This window comes from Candidatus Latescibacterota bacterium (assembly GCA_020633725.1).
In the GTDB taxonomy this organism is placed as follows: Bacteria; Krumholzibacteriota; Krumholzibacteriia; order JACNKJ01; family JACNKJ01; genus VGXI01.
In genome coordinates, this window is the sequence record JACKDC010000001.1 from 130,639 (window position 1) to 148,373 (window position 17,735).

At 72.7% G+C, this 17,735-nt stretch carries 16 protein-coding genes; 15 read left to right on the top strand and 1 reads right to left on the bottom strand.

Annotated features, from left to right (window positions below; genetic code table 11):
• Positions 1-48: 48 nt before the first annotated feature.
• The 9 genes from tldD to H6693_00565 all read left to right on the top strand — a co-directional run bounded on the left by tldD (position 49) and on the right by H6693_00565 (position 9,520).
• Positions 49-1,482, top strand: coding sequence for a metalloprotease TldD (gene tldD / locus H6693_00525; protein MCB9514662.1), 1,434 nt, complete (start codon positions 49-51; stop codon positions 1,480-1,482).
• Positions 1,479-2,828 carry a TldD/PmbA family protein gene (locus tag H6693_00530; protein MCB9514663.1) on the top strand — a complete coding sequence of 450 codons (1,350 nt, stop codon included), beginning with the start codon at positions 1,479-1,481 and terminating at the stop codon, positions 2,826-2,828. The genes tldD and H6693_00530 overlap by 4 nt, the downstream gene beginning before the upstream one ends.
• A 6-nt stretch (positions 2,829-2,834) precedes the next feature.
• A complete protein-coding gene (locus H6693_00535) occupies positions 2,835-3,983 on the top strand; it encodes a glycosyltransferase (GenBank protein ID MCB9514664.1) in 1,149 nt (382 codons plus the stop codon).
• Positions 3,980-4,732: a hypothetical protein gene (locus H6693_00540; protein ID MCB9514665.1), complete on the top strand. Its 753-nt coding sequence runs from the start codon at positions 3,980-3,982 to the stop codon at positions 4,730-4,732. Before H6693_00535 ends, H6693_00540 begins: the two co-directional genes overlap by 4 nt.
• Positions 4,732-5,520 carry a tRNA pseudouridine(38-40) synthase TruA gene (gene truA / locus H6693_00545; GenBank protein MCB9514666.1) on the top strand — a complete coding sequence of 263 codons (789 nt, stop codon included), beginning with the start codon at positions 4,732-4,734 and terminating at the stop codon, positions 5,518-5,520. Before H6693_00540 ends, truA begins: the two co-directional genes overlap by 1 nt.
• Positions 5,521-5,619: 99 nt before the next feature.
• Positions 5,620-6,267, top strand: a complete 648-nt coding sequence (gene fsa / locus H6693_00550; GenBank protein ID MCB9514667.1) for a fructose-6-phosphate aldolase — start codon at positions 5,620-5,622, stop codon at positions 6,265-6,267.
• Position 6,268: 1 nt separating this feature from the next.
• Complete coding sequence (locus tag H6693_00555; protein MCB9514668.1) at positions 6,269-7,558, top strand: trypsin-like peptidase domain-containing protein; 1,290 nt, start codon at positions 6,269-6,271, stop codon at positions 7,556-7,558.
• A gap of 27 nt (positions 7,559-7,585) precedes the next feature.
• A complete protein-coding gene (locus H6693_00560; GenBank protein ID MCB9514669.1) occupies positions 7,586-8,878 on the top strand; it encodes an adenylosuccinate lyase in 1,293 nt (430 codons plus the stop codon).
• A gap of 108 nt (positions 8,879-8,986) precedes the next feature.
• Positions 8,987-9,520 carry an outer membrane beta-barrel protein gene (locus tag H6693_00565; GenBank protein ID MCB9514670.1) on the top strand — a complete coding sequence of 178 codons (534 nt, stop codon included), beginning with the start codon at positions 8,987-8,989 and terminating at the stop codon, positions 9,518-9,520.
• Between the two features lie 138 nt (positions 9,521-9,658).
• Here the strand turns inward: H6693_00565 and sppA are convergent, their stop codons facing one another.
• Positions 9,659-10,681 (bottom strand): signal peptide peptidase SppA, encoded by a 1,023-nt coding sequence (sppA, locus tag H6693_00570; protein MCB9514671.1) that lies wholly within the window; start codon positions 10,679-10,681, stop codon positions 9,659-9,661.
• Between the two features lie 122 nt (positions 10,682-10,803).
• On the opposite strand from sppA, the gene purL reads away from it, so the two are divergent.
• The 6 genes from purL to H6693_00600 all read left to right on the top strand — a co-directional run bounded on the left by purL (position 10,804) and on the right by H6693_00600 (position 17,733).
• Complete coding sequence (purL, locus tag H6693_00575; GenBank protein ID MCB9514672.1) at positions 10,804-13,194, top strand: phosphoribosylformylglycinamidine synthase subunit PurL; 2,391 nt, start codon at positions 10,804-10,806, stop codon at positions 13,192-13,194.
• Positions 13,191-14,063: a phosphoribosylformylglycinamidine synthase I gene (gene purQ, locus H6693_00580; protein ID MCB9514673.1), complete on the top strand. Its 873-nt coding sequence runs from the start codon at positions 13,191-13,193 to the stop codon at positions 14,061-14,063. The genes purL and purQ overlap by 4 nt, the downstream gene beginning before the upstream one ends.
• On the top strand, positions 14,053-14,649 hold the full coding sequence (locus tag H6693_00585) for a hypothetical protein (GenBank protein ID MCB9514674.1): 597 nt from the start codon (positions 14,053-14,055) through the stop codon (positions 14,647-14,649). The genes purQ and H6693_00585 overlap by 11 nt, the downstream gene beginning before the upstream one ends.
• Positions 14,650-14,651: 2 nt before the next feature.
• Entirely contained in the window at positions 14,652-16,049 is a 1,398-nt protein-coding gene (locus H6693_00590) for an amidophosphoribosyltransferase (GenBank protein ID MCB9514675.1), read from the top strand.
• Positions 16,050-16,177: 128 nt separating this feature from the next.
• Complete coding sequence (locus tag H6693_00595) at positions 16,178-16,570, top strand: hypothetical protein (GenBank protein ID MCB9514676.1); 393 nt, start codon at positions 16,178-16,180, stop codon at positions 16,568-16,570.
• Entirely contained in the window at positions 16,570-17,733 is a 1,164-nt protein-coding gene (locus H6693_00600; GenBank protein ID MCB9514677.1) for a saccharopine dehydrogenase NADP-binding domain-containing protein, read from the top strand. Before H6693_00595 ends, H6693_00600 begins: the two co-directional genes overlap by 1 nt.
• Positions 17,734-17,735: the final 2 nt, after the last annotated feature.

Below are 17,735 nucleotides of genomic sequence, written 5' to 3' on the forward strand. Positions count from 1 at the left end.
TCGGCGTAGCTTCGGCCTGCGCCCGTGTCCGTCACCCGAGGGAGCACCATGCACGACGCCCGCACCCCCGTGAACCCCATCGACGCCCTGGGCGCGGACCTGCTGCGCCGCCTGCTGGAGCGCGCGCTGTCGCGCGGCGGCGACTACGCCGACGTCTTCGCCGAGCGGGAGCAGCACCGTGTGCTGCGCTGGGAGGAAGGCCGCGTGCGCGAGGCGCGGCTGAGCGTGGGCGGGGGCGTGGGCATCCGCGTGCTCGCCGGCACGCAGACGGGCTACGCCTACAGCGAGGACTGGTCGGAGCGGGCCCTCCTGGAGACGGCGCAGACGGCCGCGCACATCGCGGCGGGCGCGCCCGCGCCGCCGCCCGCCGCCCTCGCGCCGCTGTCCCTGCCCGATCGCTATCCCCTGCGCCGCGCGCTGGACGAGGAGACCCTCGAGACGCGGATCGGCCTGCTGCGCGCGCTGGAGGAGGAGGCCGCGGGCGGCGAGGTGGAGCGCATCCAGGCCAGCTACAGCGAGAGCCTGCGGGACCTCCTCGTGGCCACCTCGGACGGCGTGCTCGCGCGCGACCGTCAGCCGCTGCTGCGCCTGAGCTGCAGCGTGCTCGCCGCCCGGAACGGCCGCCGCGAGAGTGGCAACGCGAGCGTGGGGGGCCGGGCCGGCCTGGAGTTCTTCGAGCGGACGCCCGCGGCCGGCGTGGCGGCCGAGGCGCGTCGCCTGGCGCTGCTGGCGCTGGACGCCGGCGAGGCCCCCGCGGGCCCCATGCCGGTGGTCCTGGGCCCGGCGGCCAGCGGCATCCTGCTCCACGAGGCGGTCGGGCACGGCCTGGAGGCCGACTTCAACCGCAAGGGCACGTCCAAGTTCTCGGGCCGCGTGGGCGAGCGCGTGGCGAGCGAGCTCTGCACGGTGGTGGACGACCCCACCCTCGCCGGCGACCGCGGGGCCATCAACGTGGACGACGAGGGCTCGCTCAGCGAGCCCACCGTGCTCATCGAGAACGGCGTGCTCGTGGGCTATCTCCACGACCGGCTCAGCGCGCGCGAGATGGGTGTGGCGCCCACGGGCAACGGCCGGCGCGAGTCCTTCCGCTACCATCCCATGCCGCGCATGACCAACACCTACCTGCGCGCGGGCGAGAGCAGCCTGGAGGACATCCTCGCCGCCACGCCCCAGGGGCTCTACGCGCGGCAGTTCAGCGGGGGGCAGGTGGACATCGCGCGCGGGGACTTCGTCTTCGACGTGACCGAGGGCTACCTCATCGTGAACGGCGAGATCGGCCCGGCGGTCAAGGGCGCCACGCTCATCGGCAACGGGCCGGAGGTGATGGGGCGCGTGTCCATGGTGGCCGACGACTTCGCCCTCTCGCCGGGCATGTGGACCTGCGGCAAGCGGGGACAGAGCGTGCCCGTGAACGTGGGGCTGCCGCACCTCAAGATCGACAGCATCACGGTGGGCGGCACCGCCACGGGAGGTGGCGCATGAGCGGGCAGCGGATGGAAGAGCGCGACATCGCCCTGCGGGCCCTCGCGGCCGCGCGGCGCGCGGGCGCGGACGAGGCGGACCTGCGTCTCGAGTGGGGGCGCGAATTCACCGCACAGCTGCGGCTGGGCGAGCTGGAGGTGCTCAAGGAGGCCACGAGCCGCAGCCTGCTGCTGCGCGTCTACAAGGACCGCAAGAAGGCCGTGGTGGCCGTCACCGAGCCCGATCCGGCGAACCTCGACGCCCTCGCGGCGGAGGCCGTGGCCCTCGCCGGCGCCTGCGCGCCGGACGAGCACCACCGGCTGCCCGAGCCCGAGCGCTATGCCAGCGAACTCGCGGCGCTGGATCTGCACGACGCCAGCGGCGGTCCCGACACGGCGCGGCGCATCCAGCTGGCGCGCGAGGTCGAGCAGGCCGCCCTCGACGCGGACCCGCGCATCGACAACAGCCAGGGCGCCGGCTTCGCCGCCGGCGACGGCGAGCTGCTCTACCTCACCAGCAACGGCTTCGAGGGACGCTTCCGCTCGAGCCAGTTCTCGCTCTCGGTGATGCCGGTGGCGCGCGACGCCGCCGGCGAGCGGGTCACCGACGGCTGGGCGAAGCGGAGCCGTCACTTCGACGATCTCGACGACCCCTCCACCCTGGGCGCCGAGGCCGCCCGCCGCGTGCTCCGCCGCCTGGACGCCGGCGCCGCGCCCACGGGACGCTACCCCGTGATCTTCGAGCCCCGCATGGCCGCCAGGATCGTGGGCATGCTCTTCCGCTGCCTCTGCGGCGACCTCGTCTGGCGCGGCCGCAGCTATCTGTCCCAGCGCCTCGATTCGCGCGTGGCCTCGGATCACCTGACCCTCGTCGACGATCCCCTGCGCCCCCGCGGTCTCGGCAGCCGGCCCTGGGACGGCGAGGGCCTGCCCTGCCGCCGTCTGGCCTTCGTGGACCGCGGCACGCTGCGGCAGTTCGCCACCGACCTGGAGAGCGCGCGGCGCCTCGACAGCCCCGCCACCGGCCACGGCGTCTGGGGCGGCGGCGTGGCGCCGAGCAACCTCTACCTCGAGCCCGGCGAGAAGAGCCCCGAGCAGCTGATCCGCGAGACGGAGCGCGGCCTCTACGTGACCGGCATGATGGGCGGCGGCTTCCAGCCCACCAGCGGCCACTGGTCCCAGGGCTGCACCGGCCTGTGGATCGAGAACGGCGAGATCGCCCAGCCCGTGCGGGAAGTCACGGTGGCCGGCGACTTCGACGCGATCCTGGGGGCGGTGGACGGCGTCGCGAACGATCTGGATCCCAGCCTGGGCGCGGTCGTCTCTCCCACCCTGCGGGTGGCGGAGATGGCCGTGGGCGGGCGCTAGCCGTCCATGCGCTGGGCGCTGGTCGGACCCCTGCATCCCTACCGCGGCGGCATCGCGCACTACGGCGCGCTGCTGGCCCGCAGTCTCGCCGCGGACGGCGCCGACGCCGTGGCCGCCTACAACTATCGCCGCCTCTACCCGCGGCTGCTCTTCCCCGGCCGCACCCAGTACGACGAGAGCGCCCGCCCCCTGACCGCGGGCGCCGACGCGCCGCGCCTGCTCGCCCCGCTCGATCCGCTGAGCTGGCGGCGCACGGCCGCGGCGGTGGCGGCCGGCGTGCCCGACGCGCTCGTCGTCCACTGGTGGCAGCCCTTCTTCGGGCCGGCCGTGGGGGGCGTGCTGGCGGGCCTCGGGCGGCGGCGGCCGTCCTGCCGGCGCGTGTTGCTCTGTCACAACGTGCTGCCCCACGAGCGCCGCGCCGTGGACCGGGCGCTCGCGCTGCACGCCTTCGGGCGCGCGGACGCCTTCCTGGTCCACAGCGAGAGCGACGCCGCCGTGCTCCGCGCGCTCCTGCCCGGCGCGCGGCTGGCCGTGCATCCCCATCCGCACTACGGCGCCTTCAGCGACGACGGCCCCGCGCGCAGCCGCGCCGCGGCGCGCTCGGCCCTCGGCGTGCCGGCCGAGGCGCGCGTCGCCCTCTTCTTCGGCTACGTGCGCGCCTACAAGGGCCTCGACCTCGCGCTGCGCGCGCTGGCCCGCGTGCCCGCGGCGACGCTCTGGATCGTGGGCGAGTTCTACGAGCCGCGCGAGCAGACCGACGCGCTGATCCGCGAGCTGGGCGTGGAGGGCCGCGTGACGATCGTCGACCGCTACGTCGCCAACGAGGAGGTCGCCGACTACTTCGCGGCGGCGGACGTGGTGCTGCAGCCCTATCGCAGCGCCACGCAGAGCGGCATCGCGCAGATCGCCTTCGCCTGCGGGCGGCCGGTCATCGCGACGCGCGTGGGCGGCCTGCCCGAGCAGATCGAGGACGGCGTGACGGGCCTGCTCGTCCCGCCGGACGACGTGGACGCCCTCGCCGCCGCGCTCGCGCGCATGACAACGGGCACACTCGCGGAGAGTTTTGGCCCGGGCCTCGCCGCGGCGCGGGAGCGCTTCTCGTGGACCGGGCTGGTGGACGCGCTGCGCCGGCTCGTCGCGGAGATCCCGCGATGAAGCGCAGCGCCTTCGCGCCCTCGCCCCTGCCCGCCGAGCTGCCGGCACGGGTGCCGCATCCAGGGCCCGTGCTCCTGGGCTTCGTGCTGCTCTCGCTCGCGCTCGCGCTGGCCGGACCGCCGGCGCAGCTCCTGCCGGCCGGCGTCGCGCTGGCGGCGCTCCTGCTGCTGCCCCGTCCGCGCGTGGACGCGCTGCGCGTGCTGCTCGGCTTCCTGCCGCTGCTCGTCCTGCTGCCCCTGCTGCGCGCGCTGGACTGGCGGGGCTTCGGCGACGGTCCCTGGCCCTGGCGCCTCGCCGCCGCCGGCTGGAGCCAGGGCCTGCAGCTCGCGCTGCGCCTCGCGCTCTGGATCCTCATCTCGGCGCTAACGCTCACGCGGCTCCACCCGGCCGCCCTCATGGCGCGGCTGCCCGCGTCGCCGCGGCTCGCGCGGCTCTGGCTCGCGCCGCTGCTGGCCCTGTCCTGGCTCTCGCTGACCCTGCGTGAAGCCTGGCTGCTCGAGCGCGCCTGGCGCGCCCGCGGCGGCCGGCACGGGTGGCGCGCGGCGCACTGGCCGTCGCTGCTGCTGCCGCTCTTTCGCAATCTGCTGGCCCGCGGGGACGCCCTGGCCGACTCGCTCACCCTGCGCCGCTTTCCCGACCGCTGGGCGGGGCGGGCGCGTCCGCGTCCCCGCCCGGTGGAGTTCCTGCCGGCGCTGCTGGCCGCCGCCGCGCTGCTCGGCCTCCTCTGGATGCAGCGGGGGAGCGCCTGATGCCGACCTACCGCCTCGTGCTGGCCTACGACGGCGCGGACTTCCACGGCTGGCAGCGCCAGCCGGGCCGCCGGACGGTGCAGGGCGAGCTCGAGCGGGCCCTGGCGGTGCTGGCGCGCGAGCCGGTGGCCGTGCAGGGGGCGGGGCGCACGGACGCCGGCGTGCACGCGCTGGCGCAGTGCGCGAGTTTCACTGTTCCCACAGGTGTCCGTCCGGGTCAATCTCCCCGGCGTCTGCTGGGGAGCCTGCAGGGTCTGCTGCCGGAGGACGTCACGCCGCTTCGCCTGCACGAGGCGCCGGCCGACTTCAACGCGCGTTTCTCGGCCACGGCGCGCTTCTACGTCTACCGGCTGGGGCTCGGGCACTGCGCGCCGCTGCGCCGGCTGCGCTGGGAGCTGGGCTGGCGGCTCGATGTGGAGGCCATGGAGGAGGCGCTGGCGCTTCTGCGCGAAGGGACGGACTTCCGCGGCTTCTCCACGCGCGAGGGCGCGGCCAAGGGCAGCCGCTGCGCCTTGCGCGAGCTCGCGCTCGACGGCCGGGAACCCGAGGCGGGCGAGCTCCGTTTGCGGATCGGCGCCGATCGCTTCCTGCACAACATGGTGCGCATCGTGGTGGGCACCCTCGTGGAGATCGGACGCGGGCGCTGGCGGCCCGAGCGCGTGGCCGAGATCCTGGCCAGCGGCGACCGCCGGCTGGCCGGGCCGACGGCGCCGCCCCAGGGGCTCTTCCTCCGGGCGGTGGAGTACCCGGAGCGCTTCCTGGACCCGGCGGGGGAGCCGGGTCCCTGAGCGGGGGGCGCGGGCTCTGGACGGACCCGCGCTCCGTGCCTATACTGCCCGCGCCGGCCGTTTCGGCCCGCAACGCCCCAACAACGAGAGGACGAGGGGATGCGCTTTTTCATCGACACCGCCAACGTCGAGGAGATCCGCCAGGCCGCGGCCATGGGCGTGCTGGACGGCGTCACCACGAACCCCAGCCTCATGGCCAAGGAGAAGGGCGATCCGCGGAAGATCCTCGCGGAGATCTGCAGCATCGTGCCCGGTCCCGTGAGCGCGGAGGTCATCGCGCTGGACGCCGAGGGCATGCTGCGCGAGGGCCGTGAGCTGATGACCATCGCCGACAACATCGTGGTCAAGGTGCCCACCACGCTCGAGGGCCTGAAGGCGATCAAGACCTTCAAGGCCGAGGGCATCGAGACCAACGCCACCCTCTGCTTCTCCATGACCCAGGCGCTGCTGGTGGCCAAGGCCGGCGCGACCTACGTGAGCCCCTTCGTGGGGCGATTGGACGACATCAGCCAGGACGGCATGGACCTGATCGCCGACATCGTCCAGCTCTACACGAACTACAGCTACACCACCGAGGTGCTGGTGGCCAGCGTGCGCCACCCCATGCACGTGGTGGAGGCCGCGCGCCTCGGCGCCGACGTGGCGACGATCCCCTACAAGGTGATCGCGCAGCTGATCAAGCACCCGCTCACCGACAGCGGCATCGAGCGCTTCCTGGCCGACTGGCAGGCCCGGAAGGAGGGCTGAGTTGCTGGACGGCGGCGGACGGCCCCGCGCGCGCGGCGGACGCTGGGTCCCGGTGCTCACGGGCCTGCTGACGGGCCTGTCCATCGCGGCGCTGGCGGTGGTGCTCTTCCTCGTGGTCAAGGCGCCGACGCTGCTGCGCCGGGAGGCCCAGGACCTGCTGCTGCAGCAGCTGGCCAGCCTCCGTCTGGAGATGGGCGACGAGGGCTTCGCCCGCGCGGCCGCGGGCGCGGACGGCGTCGAGGACAGCCGCCGCAGCGCCATCGTGACGGCCACGGAGAAGGTGGCGCCGGCCGTGGTGTCGGTGCAGGTGACGCAGGTGCAGAAGTACGTCGCCCAGCCGCGCAGCATCTTCGAGTACTTCGAGTTCTTCGGACGCCCGCGGGTCTACGAGCAGGAGGTGCCCGGCCAGGGCAGCGGCGTGCTGGTGAGCCCCTTCGGCCGCGTGGTCACCAACAACCACGTGGTGAACGGCGCCAAGCGCATCCGCGTCACGCTCAGCGACGGCCGCAGCTTCCCCGCCGAGCTGCTGGACACCAGCACCAAGCACGACATCGCCCTGCTCCAGCTCCAGCTGCCCAAGGACCTGCAGCTGCCCTACGCCGAGCTCGGCGACAGCGACGACCTGCTGCTCGGCGAGTGGGTCATCGCCATCGGCAGCCCCTTCGGCTTCCAGCTCAACGACATCCGCCCCAGCGTCACCGTGGGCGTGGTGAGCGCCCTGCACCGCGAGGTCAGCGCCGGCGGCGAGGGCCTCTACTCGGACATGATCCAGACCGACGCGGCCATCAACCCCGGCAACAGCGGCGGTCCGCTGGTGGACAGCCAGGGGAAGGTGGTGGGGATCAACACGCTGATCTTCACCAAAGACGGGGGTAGCCTCGGCATCGGTTTCGCGCGGCCCATCAACAAGGTCGTGTGGATCCTCAACGAGTTCGAGAAGTTCGGCAGCGTGCGCGACACCTGGGCGGGATTCGAGGGCACGGACCTGAAGCCCTTCCACGTGGTGCACTACGGGCTGAACGTGCGGAGCGGGATCTTCGTCACCACGGTCTTCCGCGGCGGGCCGGCCGAGGACGCGGGCCTGCGCCCCGGCGACGTGGTCACCGCCATCGGCGGCTCCGCCGTGGCGAACCTCGCGGACGGCAACCGCATCTTCGCCCGCTACGAAGTGGGCGACAAGGTGAAGCTCACCGTCTACCGCGAGGGCAAGTCGCTCGACCTGACCGTGACCCTGGAGAGCTACAAGGACGCCGACGTCCCCCAAGATGCCACGCCGCCCGGCAGCGGCTAGCGCCCTGCCGCCCGCGAAAGGACTCGCATGATCGAGCGCTACAGCCGGCCGCGCATGGCCGCGATCTGGACGGAAGAGGCCAAGTTCGCCCGCTGGCTGGAGATCGAGATACTGGCCTGCGAGGCCCAGGCCGAGCTGGGGCGCATTCCCGCGGAGGCCGCGAAGGCCATCCGCGCCAAGGCGGCCTTCGAGGTCGAGCGCATCGAGGCGATCGAGCGCGTCACCAATCACGACGTCATCGCCTTCCTCACCAACGTCGCCGAGCACGTGGGCGAGCCGGCGCGCTACGTCCACCTGGGGATGACCAGCAGCGACGTGCTGGACACCGGACTCGCCATGGCCATGAAGGAGGCCGGCGAGATCCTCATGGAGGACGTGGACGCGCTCCTCGCCGTGCTCGAGCGCCGCGCGCTGGAGTTCAAGCGGACCCCCTGCATCGGCCGCAGCCACGGCATCCACGCCGAGCCCACCACCTTCGGCATCAAGCTGCTGCTCTGGGTGGACGAGATGCGCCGCAATCGCAAGCGGCTGGCGGCGGCCATCGACACGATCTCCGTGGGGCAGATCTCCGGCGCCGTGGGCACCTTCGCGCACCTGGATCCGGTGGTGGAGGAGAAGGTCTGCGCGCGGCTGGGGCTGAGGCCGGCGCCCGTGTCGACCCAGGTGCTGCAGCGGGACCGCCACGCGGAGTACATGACCACGCTGGCGGTGATCGCGAGCAGCCTGGACAAGATGGCCACCGAGCTGCGAAACCTGCAGCGCACGGACATCCTCGAGGTGGAGGAGCCCTTCACCAAGGGCCAGAAGGGCTCGAGCGCGATGCCGCACAAGCGCAATCCCATCACCAGCGAGCGGGTGAGCGGCCTGGCGCGGGTGCTGCGCGGCAACGCGGTGGCGGCGCTGGAGAACGTGGCGCTCTGGCACGAGCGGGACATCACGCACTCCAGCGTGGAGCGCGTGATCATCCCCGACTCCACCCTGCTGCTCGACTACATGTTCGCCAAGTTCACGCCGGTGGTGGACGGCCTGCTCGTCTACCCCGAGAACATGATGGCCAACCTGAACCGCACCCAGGGGCTGATCTTCAGCCAGGTGCTGCTGCTGGCGCTGGCGGAGGCGGGACTCAGCCGCGAGGACGCCTACGCGCTGGTGCAGGGCGCCGCCCACGGCATCTGGAACAGCGACGCGCAGTTCCTGGACGCCGCGCTGGCCAGCGAGGGGATCGTGGCCGCCCTGGGCGAGGCGCGGGTGCGCGCCTGCTTCGATCTGGACCATCAACTCCGTAACGTGGACGCGATCTTCGCCCGCGTGCTGGGCTGACCGCCCATGCCGGCCTCTCCTGGCCAAACATTTGCTTTCCCATCCGTGGGGGCCTGGGCTAGGCTCTCGCCTCGGCAATCCCAACCCCAGCCCACGGAGGCTCGTCACATGCGCAAGATCGTGCTCGTGTTTCTCATCCTCGCCCTCAGCGCCGGCAGCGCCCTGGCGCTGGACATGGAGGCGAAGTCCTTCTACGCCCAGGGCATCTTCGCCCTACCCACGGGCGACTGGAGCGACGCCGCCGGCAACGGCTTCGGGGGCGGCATCGGCATGCTGGTGCCCCACAACGAGCAGCTCAACTTCCGCGGCGAGGTGAGCTTCATCAAGTTCGGCGGCAAGAGCTTCGGCGACTACGACTGGAGCTACCGCGTAATTCCCATCGTGGCGCTGGCCGAGTACACCTTCCAGTACGACAGCCCTCTCTACGGTCTTGGTGGACTCGGGCTCTACATGGGGCATTTCAGCGCGGATTACACGGGTCCTGACGGCTTTGGGTTCGGCTCCTACGACGACAACAACAACGACTTCGGCCTGGTGATCGGCGGCGGCTATCACGTCAACGAGCAAATCTGCGTCGAGGGCCGCTTCAACATCGTCAGCGATTCGAACGAGCTCACGATCCACGGCGTCTACCACTTCTAGGCCTGCCAGCTTGACGGCGCCCCGGACCGCGTCCATCTTTGGAGTGACAGCGTAGCGCGAGCGGTACCGAGGCCTTGCGGAGAAAGCAGACGGCCCTCCCCGGCGGGAGGGCCGTTGCCTTTTGCGCTGCCGCGTCGTCTAGAAGCCGGGCCAGAGGTAGTAGAGCCCGGGCGACGGCGCGAGCTGGTCCAGGCGGCGCTCGATGGCCGCCGTGGGACGCGCCCCGCGCACCGCGCCCTCCAGGCTGGACAGCAGATCCCAGAGCTGGGTGGGGGCCGCGTGGTCGACCACCTCGACCGTTTCAGCGTCCGCCACCTCGCGCAGCATGTCGAGCAGCTCCGGCTGGTAGCCCACGGCGTCCACGAGGCCCAGCTCCTGCGCCTGCCGCGCGGTGTAGATGCGCCCGTCGGCGATCTCCCGCACGCGCGCGGCGTCCAGGTCGCGGCCGGTGGCCACGGCGTCCACGAAGGAGACGTAGGCGTCGTCCACGATCCCCTGCAGGATCTCGCGATGCTCCGCGCTCACGGGCTTGCCGGGGTTGAGCAGGTCCTTGTTCGGCCCGCTGGTCAGCGTGACGAGCTCCACGCCGAAGCGGTCCAGCAGCCCGGCGCCGTTCCAGCTCTGCATGATCACGCCGATGGACCCGGTCAGGCAGCTCGGGTGGGCGAGGATCTTGTCCGCGCCCATGGCGATGTAGAACGCGCCGCTGGCCGCCACGCCGTTCATGCGCGCCACCACGGGCTTGCCCGTCTCCTCGCGGAAGCGGCGCAGCTCGCGGTAGAGCACGTCCGAGGGGTCCACCGCGCCGCCCGGGGAGTCGATGTCGAGCAGCAGGCCGTCGATGCTCTGCGTGTCCCGCGCGTAGTCGATCAGCGTCTGCACCGACTCGAGCAGCGAGGCCCTGCGGATGCCGATGACGTTCTCGTCCGGCTCCGCGCTGATCACCCCGGCCACCGGCACCCGCAGGAAGGTGGCCGCGGCGTTCTCGTCGCCGAAGGCGAAGCTGTCCTTGGCCGTCTTGTGGGTGCTGGGGCTCTCGTCGCCCGCGCTCATGGCGCCCACCAGCAGCATGCAGCTGCCGGCCTGCAGACTCAGGAAACCCAGGATCACCAGGATGCCCAGGATGTGAAAGACGCTCTGGATGGTCTTGTGTGCGTCCATGCTCGCCCTCGCAAGTGGGGATGGAAAAGGTCTGGACTTTCAGCGGGACTTGCCTAGTATATGTGCTTTCCCAGCCTAGGAAACCCCATTTTGCTCAGCCTCGTGGGCGGCAGGCGGCCTCGATGGAAGCGGTGATCGACGTCCGGCGACTCTCCGACGCCGAGCTGGAGAAGACCCTCTCCACGCAAGCGCTCACGCTGAAAACCGATGAAGCCCGCCGCGTGGCGGAACTCCTCGGCCGCGACCCCACGCTCACCGAGCTCACCCTCTTCGACACCATGTGGAGCGAGCACTGCTCCTACAAGAGCAGCCGCGAGCACCTGAAGCGCCACCTGCCCACCGAGGGCCCCGACGTGGTGCTCGGCCCCGTGGAAGATGCCGGCATCGTCCGCCTGGGCGAGGCCGACGGCCGCTCCTGGTGCCTCGTGCTCAGCCACGAGAGCCACAACCACCCCAGCCAGGTGCTGCCCTTCGAGGGCGCGGCCACGGGCATCGGCGGCATCGTGCGCGACGTCTACTGCATGGGCGCCACGGTGGTGGGGGTGCTCGACCCGCTGCGCTTCGGCGATCCGGCCGGCGCGCACGCGGCGCGCAGCCGCGAGATCATGGCGGGCGTGGTGGACGGCATCTGGCACTACGCCAACGCGCTGGGCGTGCCCAACCTGGGCGGCGACCTCGTCTTCCACGCCGGCTACGACGACAACTGCCTCGTCAACGTGGTGGCCGTGGGGCTCGTCCCCGAGGACGAGATCGTGCGCAGCCGCGTGCCCGCCGAGGCGGCGGCGGAGCCCTACGACTTCATCCTCGTGGGCAAGCCCACGGACGAGTCCGGCTTCGGCGGCGCGGCCTTCGCCAGCATCATCCTCGACGCCAGCGTCGAGAACCGCGGCGCGGTGCAGGTGCCCGATCCCTTCCTCAAGCGCGTGCTCAGCGAGGCGAACAAGGCCGTGCTCGCGCTCGCCCGCGCCGAGGGCGTGGCCATCGGCTTCAAGGACCTGGGCGCGGGGGGCATCGCCTGCGTGTCCAGCGAGCTGGCCGAGGCCGGCGGCTTCGGCATGCGCGTGTGGCTGGACAAGGTGTCGGTCTCGGACGAGCGCCTCGCCAGCCGCGTCATCGCCTGCAGCGAGACGCAGGAGCGCTACGGGCTCGCCGTGCCGCGCCGCTTCAGCGCGCGCGTGCTGGCGATCTACAACGAGGACTTCGACCTGCCCCACGTCTACCGGGGCGCCTGCGCGCGGGTGGTGGGTGAGGTGACGCAAGACGGCCGCTACACGCTCACCCGCGGCGAGGACGTGCTCTGCGACGCCCCCGTCGAGGTGGTCACCAGCGGCATCCGCTACGCCCGCGAGAGCCGGCCGGCGCCCACCGCGCCGCCCGCGCCCGCGCACGAGCCCGGCCGCGAGCTCGGCGCGGACCTGCTCACGCTGCTCGCCGACCCGAACCTCTGCGACCGCAGCTACCTCTACCAGCACTACGACGGCGAGGTGCAGGGCCACGCCTGCCTGCGCCCCGGCGAGGGCGACAGCGGCGTGAGCGCCCCCTTTGCGGACAGCCCGCTGGGCTTCGCGATCACCTGCGACGGCAACCCCTTCTACGGCGAGCGCGATCCCTACCTGGGCGGCGCGCTGGCCGTCTGCGAGGCGGTGCGCAACCTGGCCTGCCAGGGCGCCTGGCCGCTGGCCCTCACCGACTGCCTCAACTACGGCAACCCCGAGAAGCCCGGGCCCTTCGGCGCCTTCGTCGAGGGCGTGCGCGGCGTCGGCGACGCCTGCCGTGGCATCGGCCGCCTGGCCGAGGACGAGCGCGGCCTGGCGCCGGGGAATCCGATCCCCGTCATCAGCGGCAACGTGAGCTTCTACAACGAGAGCGCCCGCGGCGCGGCGATTCCGCCGAGCCCGATCGTGGCGCTGGCGGGCCGCGTGCCGGACGTCTCCCGCGTCCCCGGCCAGCAGCTCGCGCGCGAGGGCGATCCGCTGCTGCTCATCGGCGCGCGCGAGGACGCCCTCGGCGGCGGCGCCTACCACCGCGTGATCCTGGGCTCTTCGGGCGGCGCGCTGCCGGCCGCGGACTTCGCCCGCGTGCGCGCCGAGGCCCGCGTGGTGATCGAGGCGGCGCAGGCCGGCTGGCTGCGCGCGGCGCACGACGTGGGGGAGGGCGGCGTGGCCGTCGCGGCCGCCGAGATGATGCTCGGCCGCCGCCCTGGCGCGCTCGGCCTGGGCATCGCGCTGGACCTGCCCGCCGGCGGCCTCGACGCCGTGGCGACGCTCTTCGGCGAGAGCGGCGGCTTCCTGCTCGAGGTCGTCCCCGAGCGCCTGGACGCCCTGCTCGCCGCCTGCGCGGGCGCCGGCCTCACCCCCCTGGCCCAGGGCCGCGTGACCGGCGACGGCCGTCTGCGTCTCGCCGTGGACGGCGCGCCCCGCGTGGAGCTGGCGCTGGACTCCCTGCGCCGCGCCTGGCAGGGCACGCTGCCGGGTCTTTTCACACTGGACGGGACCGCCGGAGGCGACGCATGACGAACGCACCCCGCGCCGCGGTCCTGCAGTTCCCCGGCGTCAACTGCGAGTACGAGTCGGCCCGCGCCCTCGAGGCGGCGGGCGCGACCGCCAGCATCCTGCGCTGGAACGAGGACCCCGCGCGCCTGGCGGACTTCGACCTCTACCTGATCCCCGGCGGCTTCAGCTATCAGGACCGCATCCGCGCCGGCGCCGTGGCCGCCAAGGAACCGGTGCTGGACGCGCTCTTCGCCCAGGCCGAGGCGGGCAAGCCCGTCCTCGGCATCTGCAACGGCGCGCAGGTGCTGGTGGAGGCCGGCTTCGTGCCGGGCCTCGCGCCCGGCGCCGTGGAGATCGCACTCGCGCCGAACCGCATGCGCGGGCGCAGCGGCTACTACTCGGACTGGAGCCATCTGCGCGTGGCCGAGCGGACGCCGTCCTGGCTGGCGCCGCTGGCGGGCGACGTGTTGCCCCTCCCCTTCGCCCACGGCGAGGGGCGCTTCACCACGCGCAGCGAGACGCTCTTCGCGGACCTCGCCGCCGCGGGGCAGATCGCCCTGCGCTACGCCGGTCCCGCCGGCGAGGACGCCGGCGGCTGGCCCCGCAATCCCAACGGCAGCCTGCTCGACGCCGCGGCGCTCTGCAACCGGGCCGGCAACGTGCTGGCGATCATGCCCCACCCCGAGCGCGCCGCCTGGCTGGGCCAGGTGCCGGCGATGCTCGAGGGCGCCTGGGGCGTCCGCCGCCGCGCGGCCGACGGCGACTGGCCCGCCCTGCGCGGACCCGGACCGGGCCACGCGCTCTTCGCCGCCATGGTGGACGCCGCCCGCGGGACTCGGCGCGGCCAGACCCTGAAGCCCATGAGTGGTGAGGAGCGCCATGCGTCTTGACCTCCTCGTCACGCTGAAGACGGTGGACCTCGTGCGCGAGACGGCCTGGCTCACCCTCGTGGAGCGCCTGGGCTGGGGGGACCGCCTGCTCGGCCTCGCGCGGCACCGGCTCTGGCGGTTCACGGTGGAAGGCGCGGACGCGGCCGTCTGCCAGTCCGCGCTCGCGGCGGAGCTGGAGCGCAGCAGCGCCTACTACAATCCGAACAAGGAGCGGCTGACCTGGCTCGCCGCGGACGCCCTCGGCGCCGGCGACGCGCTGCCCGCGCCGCTTCCGCGTCCGCTGGGCCCGGCCGACGCGCTGTCGTCCTGGCAGCTGGGCCTCTGGGTGACGGACGAGGGCGGCGCCGCGGACGCGCTCCGTGCCGCCAGCGCCGCTCGCCTCTCTCCCGCGGTGGCGCTGACTGCGCTTCACACCGGCAGCTTCTGGGAGCTCCGGCTCGCGGCCGCGAACGCGGCCGAGGCGGGGGGGCTCGCGGCCGCGCTGGCCGTCAGCCGGGGTCGGGGCGAGGGCCTGCTGCTGAATCCGCACTACCAGGAGGGCCGTCTGCTAGCCCTCGCGCCCGCGCCCGCGGAGGTCTCCGCGTGAGCGTGCTCGAGGACCGTCCCCGCGAGGAGTGCGGCATCATCGGCATCTTCGGCCACGAGCTCGCGGCCGAGCTCTGCTACCTCGGGCTCTACGCGCTCCAGCACCGCGGGCAGGAATCCAGCGGCATCACGGCCAGCGACGGCGCCCACATGCGCAGCCACATCGGCATGGGCCTGGTGGGGAACGTCTTCAACGAGACGAACCTGAGCAAGCTGAACGGCCACCTGGCCATCGGGCACAACCGCTACTCCACCACGGGACGCGTCAGCCTGGTGAACGCGCAGCCCATCGTGGTGGACTGCAAGGCCGGGCGGCTGGCCATCGCGCACAACGGGAACATCACCAACGCGCTCGAGCTGCGCGACGCGATGGAGGCCAAGGGGCACATCTTCCAGTCCACCAGCGACAGCGAGGTGGTGCTGCACCGCATCGCGCGCTCGGAGCGGGAGGATCTGCGCGGCATGATCGGCGAGGCCGTCGACGGGCTGGAGGGCGCCTTCAGCCTGCTGATCCTGGCCAAGGACCGGCTCTTCGCCTACCGCGATCCCCACGGCTTCCGGCCGCTCTGCGTGGGGCGGCTGGGCGACGCCTGGCTGGTGGCGAGCGAGAGCTGCGCCTTCGACATCGTGCGGGGGCAGTACCTGCGCGACGTGGTGCCTGGCGAGCTGATCATGATCGACGCGAACGGCCTGCACAGCACCATCGTCCAGAGCGCGGGCGAGGCGGCGCGCTGCATCTTCGAGTTCGTCTACTTCGCGCGGCCGGACAGCATCGTCTTCGAGGAGAACGTCGACAAGGTGCGGCGCAAGCTGGGCAAGCAGCTCGCGCGGGAGCACCCGGTGGAGGCGGACTTCGTCATCGCGGTGCCCGACTCGTCCAACAGCGCGGCGCTGGGCTACAGCCTCGAAAGCGGCATCCGCTTCGAGTTCGGGCTGATTCGCAACCACTACGTGGGGCGCACCTTCATCAGCCCCAAGCAGAGCGTGCGCGACTCCGGGGTGCTCATCAAGTACAACCCGGTGCGCGGCGTGCTGCGCGGCAAGCGGGTGGTGGTGGTGGACGACTCCATCGTCCGCGGCTCCACCATGCGCAAGCTGGTGCGTCTGCTGCGCGACGCCGGCGCGAAGGAAGTGCACCTGCGCATCAGTTCGCCGCCCATCACGCACCCGTGCTTCTACGGCATCGACATGCCCACCAAGAAGGAGCTGATCCGTTCGCGCTTCGACGTGGACGGCATCCGCGACTTCCTGGGCGTGGACTCCCTGGCCTACCTGTCCATGGAGGGCATGCTCGCCTGCGCCAAGAGTCCCGACGGCTTCTGCACCGCCTGCTTCAGCGGGGACTACCCCGTGCCCGTGCGGGCGCAGGGCGGCAAGCACCGGCTGGACCGCGACCTCTGACCGGGCGACTTGCGGTGCCCCGGCCCCCGTGCTAGAGTTCCGCCGCCCCAGGACAAGGACCCGAAGACGACCCCGGGCACGACCCCGGGTACGGCCCCGGGTACGACAATGAGGAGTGCCTGAGTACCATGACGAGACGCTGGGTAGGGGTCGGGCTGACCCTGCTGATGTTGCTGACGACCGGCGCGTGCATGCGCACGATGGAGGTCAACCCCGAGGACGCCGCCGCCGAGCTCGCCGAGTCGGGCGTGGGCAACATCCGCATCGTCGACAAGAACGGGATCGTCTACCTCGCGCAGTCGCTCACGGAGACCGAGGAGGGCAACTACCTGCTCGAGACGGTGGAGCGCATCGACGACGGCGTGTCCGAGTACTTCGTCGACACGACGATCCCCCGCGACGACGTGGTCAGCGTGCACTACTCCAAGGTCAACACCTGGGTCGTGGCCGGCATGGTGACGGCCACCTCGCTCTTCATGGTGTGGCTGTACTACAAGATCAACACCAGCGTCTTCGACTGATGCGCGCCCTCGTGCTCGGCGCCGGCCTGCAGGGCAGCGCGGCGGCCTACGACCTGCTCGTCCACGGCGGTGCCACGGCGCTGACCCTGGTGGACGCCGACCCCGCCGCCCTCGCCCGCTGCCAGGACGCGCTGCCCGCCCTTGGCGAGCGCGGCGCGGTCACCCGGGCGCTCGATCTCGCCGACCCCGCCGCCCTCGCGCCGCTGCTGGCCGACGCCGACGCCTGCTTCAGCGCGCTGCCCTACTTCCTCAACCTGCCCGTGGCCGAGGCCTGCGCGCGCGCGGGCGTCCACTACGTGGACCTGGGCGGCAACACGGCCATCGTGCAGCGGACGCTCGAGCTGGACCCGCTGGCGCGCGCGAGCGGCGCCACGCTGGTGCCGGACTGCGGCCTCGCCCCCGGGCTGGCCGCCACCGTCTGCATGGCCGCCATCGAGGGGATGCGCGCAGTGGACGCGCTGCGCATCCGCGTGGGCGGGCTGCCGCAACACCCGCGGCCGCCCCTGGACTACAGTCTCTTCTTCAGCGTCCACGGGCTGATCAACGAGTACATGGGCGAGGCCATCCTGCTCCGCGACGGCGAGCTGGCCACCGTGCCCACCCTCGAGGACGTGGAGAGCCTCGACTTCCCCGCGCCCATCGGCCGCTGCGAGGCCTTCGCCACGCTCGGCGGCACCAGCACGCTGCCCTGGACGCTGAAGGGCCGCGTCCGCAATCTCGACTACAAGACGGTCCGCTACCCGGGCCACGTGGACAAGATCCGCCTCCTCAAGACGCTCGGCTTCTTCGACGAGGCGCCCGTCGCCGTGGCGGGCGCGCCGGTCAGCCCGCGCGCGCTGTCCGCGGCGCTGCTCACCCGCGCGCTCTGGGAAGAGGACGTGCGCGACGTGGTCGTCTTCCGCGTCGAAGCCGAAGGCGTCGGGCCGGACGGGCCCTGCCGCCGCCGCTACCAGATGATCGACTGGTATGACGGTCTCACCGGGCTCTCCGCCATGCGCCGCACCACGGCCTTCCCGGCCGCGGTGGTGCTGCAGCTCATCGCCGCGGGGGAGGGCGCCGGTGCGGGCGCCCACTCGCTCGAGCTCGCCGTGCCGCCCTCGCGCGTGCTGGAGGAGCTGGCGCGGCGCGGCGTCGTGATCGAACGCAGCGAGACCTCGCTCTAGCG

Bases quoted from the DNA above. Each gene is read 5' to 3' on its own strand.
- tldD (MCB9514662.1), top strand. From the start codon at position 49: ATGCACGACGCCCGCACCCCCGTGAACCCCATCGACGCCCTGGGCGCG.
- H6693_00530 (MCB9514663.1), top strand. From the start codon at position 1,479: ATGAGCGGGCAGCGGATGGAAGAGCGCGACATCGCCCTGCGGGCCCTC.
- H6693_00535 (MCB9514664.1), top strand. From the start codon at position 2,835: ATGCGCTGGGCGCTGGTCGGACCCCTGCATCCCTACCGCGGCGGCATC.
- H6693_00540 (MCB9514665.1), top strand. From the start codon at position 3,980: ATGAAGCGCAGCGCCTTCGCGCCCTCGCCCCTGCCCGCCGAGCTGCCG.
- truA (MCB9514666.1), top strand. From the start codon at position 4,732: ATGCCGACCTACCGCCTCGTGCTGGCCTACGACGGCGCGGACTTCCAC.
- fsa (MCB9514667.1), top strand. From the start codon at position 5,620: ATGCGCTTTTTCATCGACACCGCCAACGTCGAGGAGATCCGCCAGGCC.
- H6693_00560 (MCB9514669.1), top strand. From the start codon at position 7,586: ATGATCGAGCGCTACAGCCGGCCGCGCATGGCCGCGATCTGGACGGAA.
- H6693_00565 (MCB9514670.1), top strand. From the start codon at position 8,987: ATGCGCAAGATCGTGCTCGTGTTTCTCATCCTCGCCCTCAGCGCCGGC.
- sppA (MCB9514671.1), bottom strand. From the start codon at position 10,681: ATGGACGCACACAAGACCATCCAGAGCGTCTTTCACATCCTGGGCATC.
- purL (MCB9514672.1), top strand. From the start codon at position 10,804: ATGGAAGCGGTGATCGACGTCCGGCGACTCTCCGACGCCGAGCTGGAG.
- purQ (MCB9514673.1), top strand. From the start codon at position 13,191: ATGACGAACGCACCCCGCGCCGCGGTCCTGCAGTTCCCCGGCGTCAAC.
- H6693_00585 (MCB9514674.1), top strand. From the start codon at position 14,053: ATGCGTCTTGACCTCCTCGTCACGCTGAAGACGGTGGACCTCGTGCGC.
- H6693_00595 (MCB9514676.1), top strand. From the start codon at position 16,178: ATGACGAGACGCTGGGTAGGGGTCGGGCTGACCCTGCTGATGTTGCTG.
- H6693_00600 (MCB9514677.1), top strand. From the start codon at position 16,570: ATGCGCGCCCTCGTGCTCGGCGCCGGCCTGCAGGGCAGCGCGGCGGCC.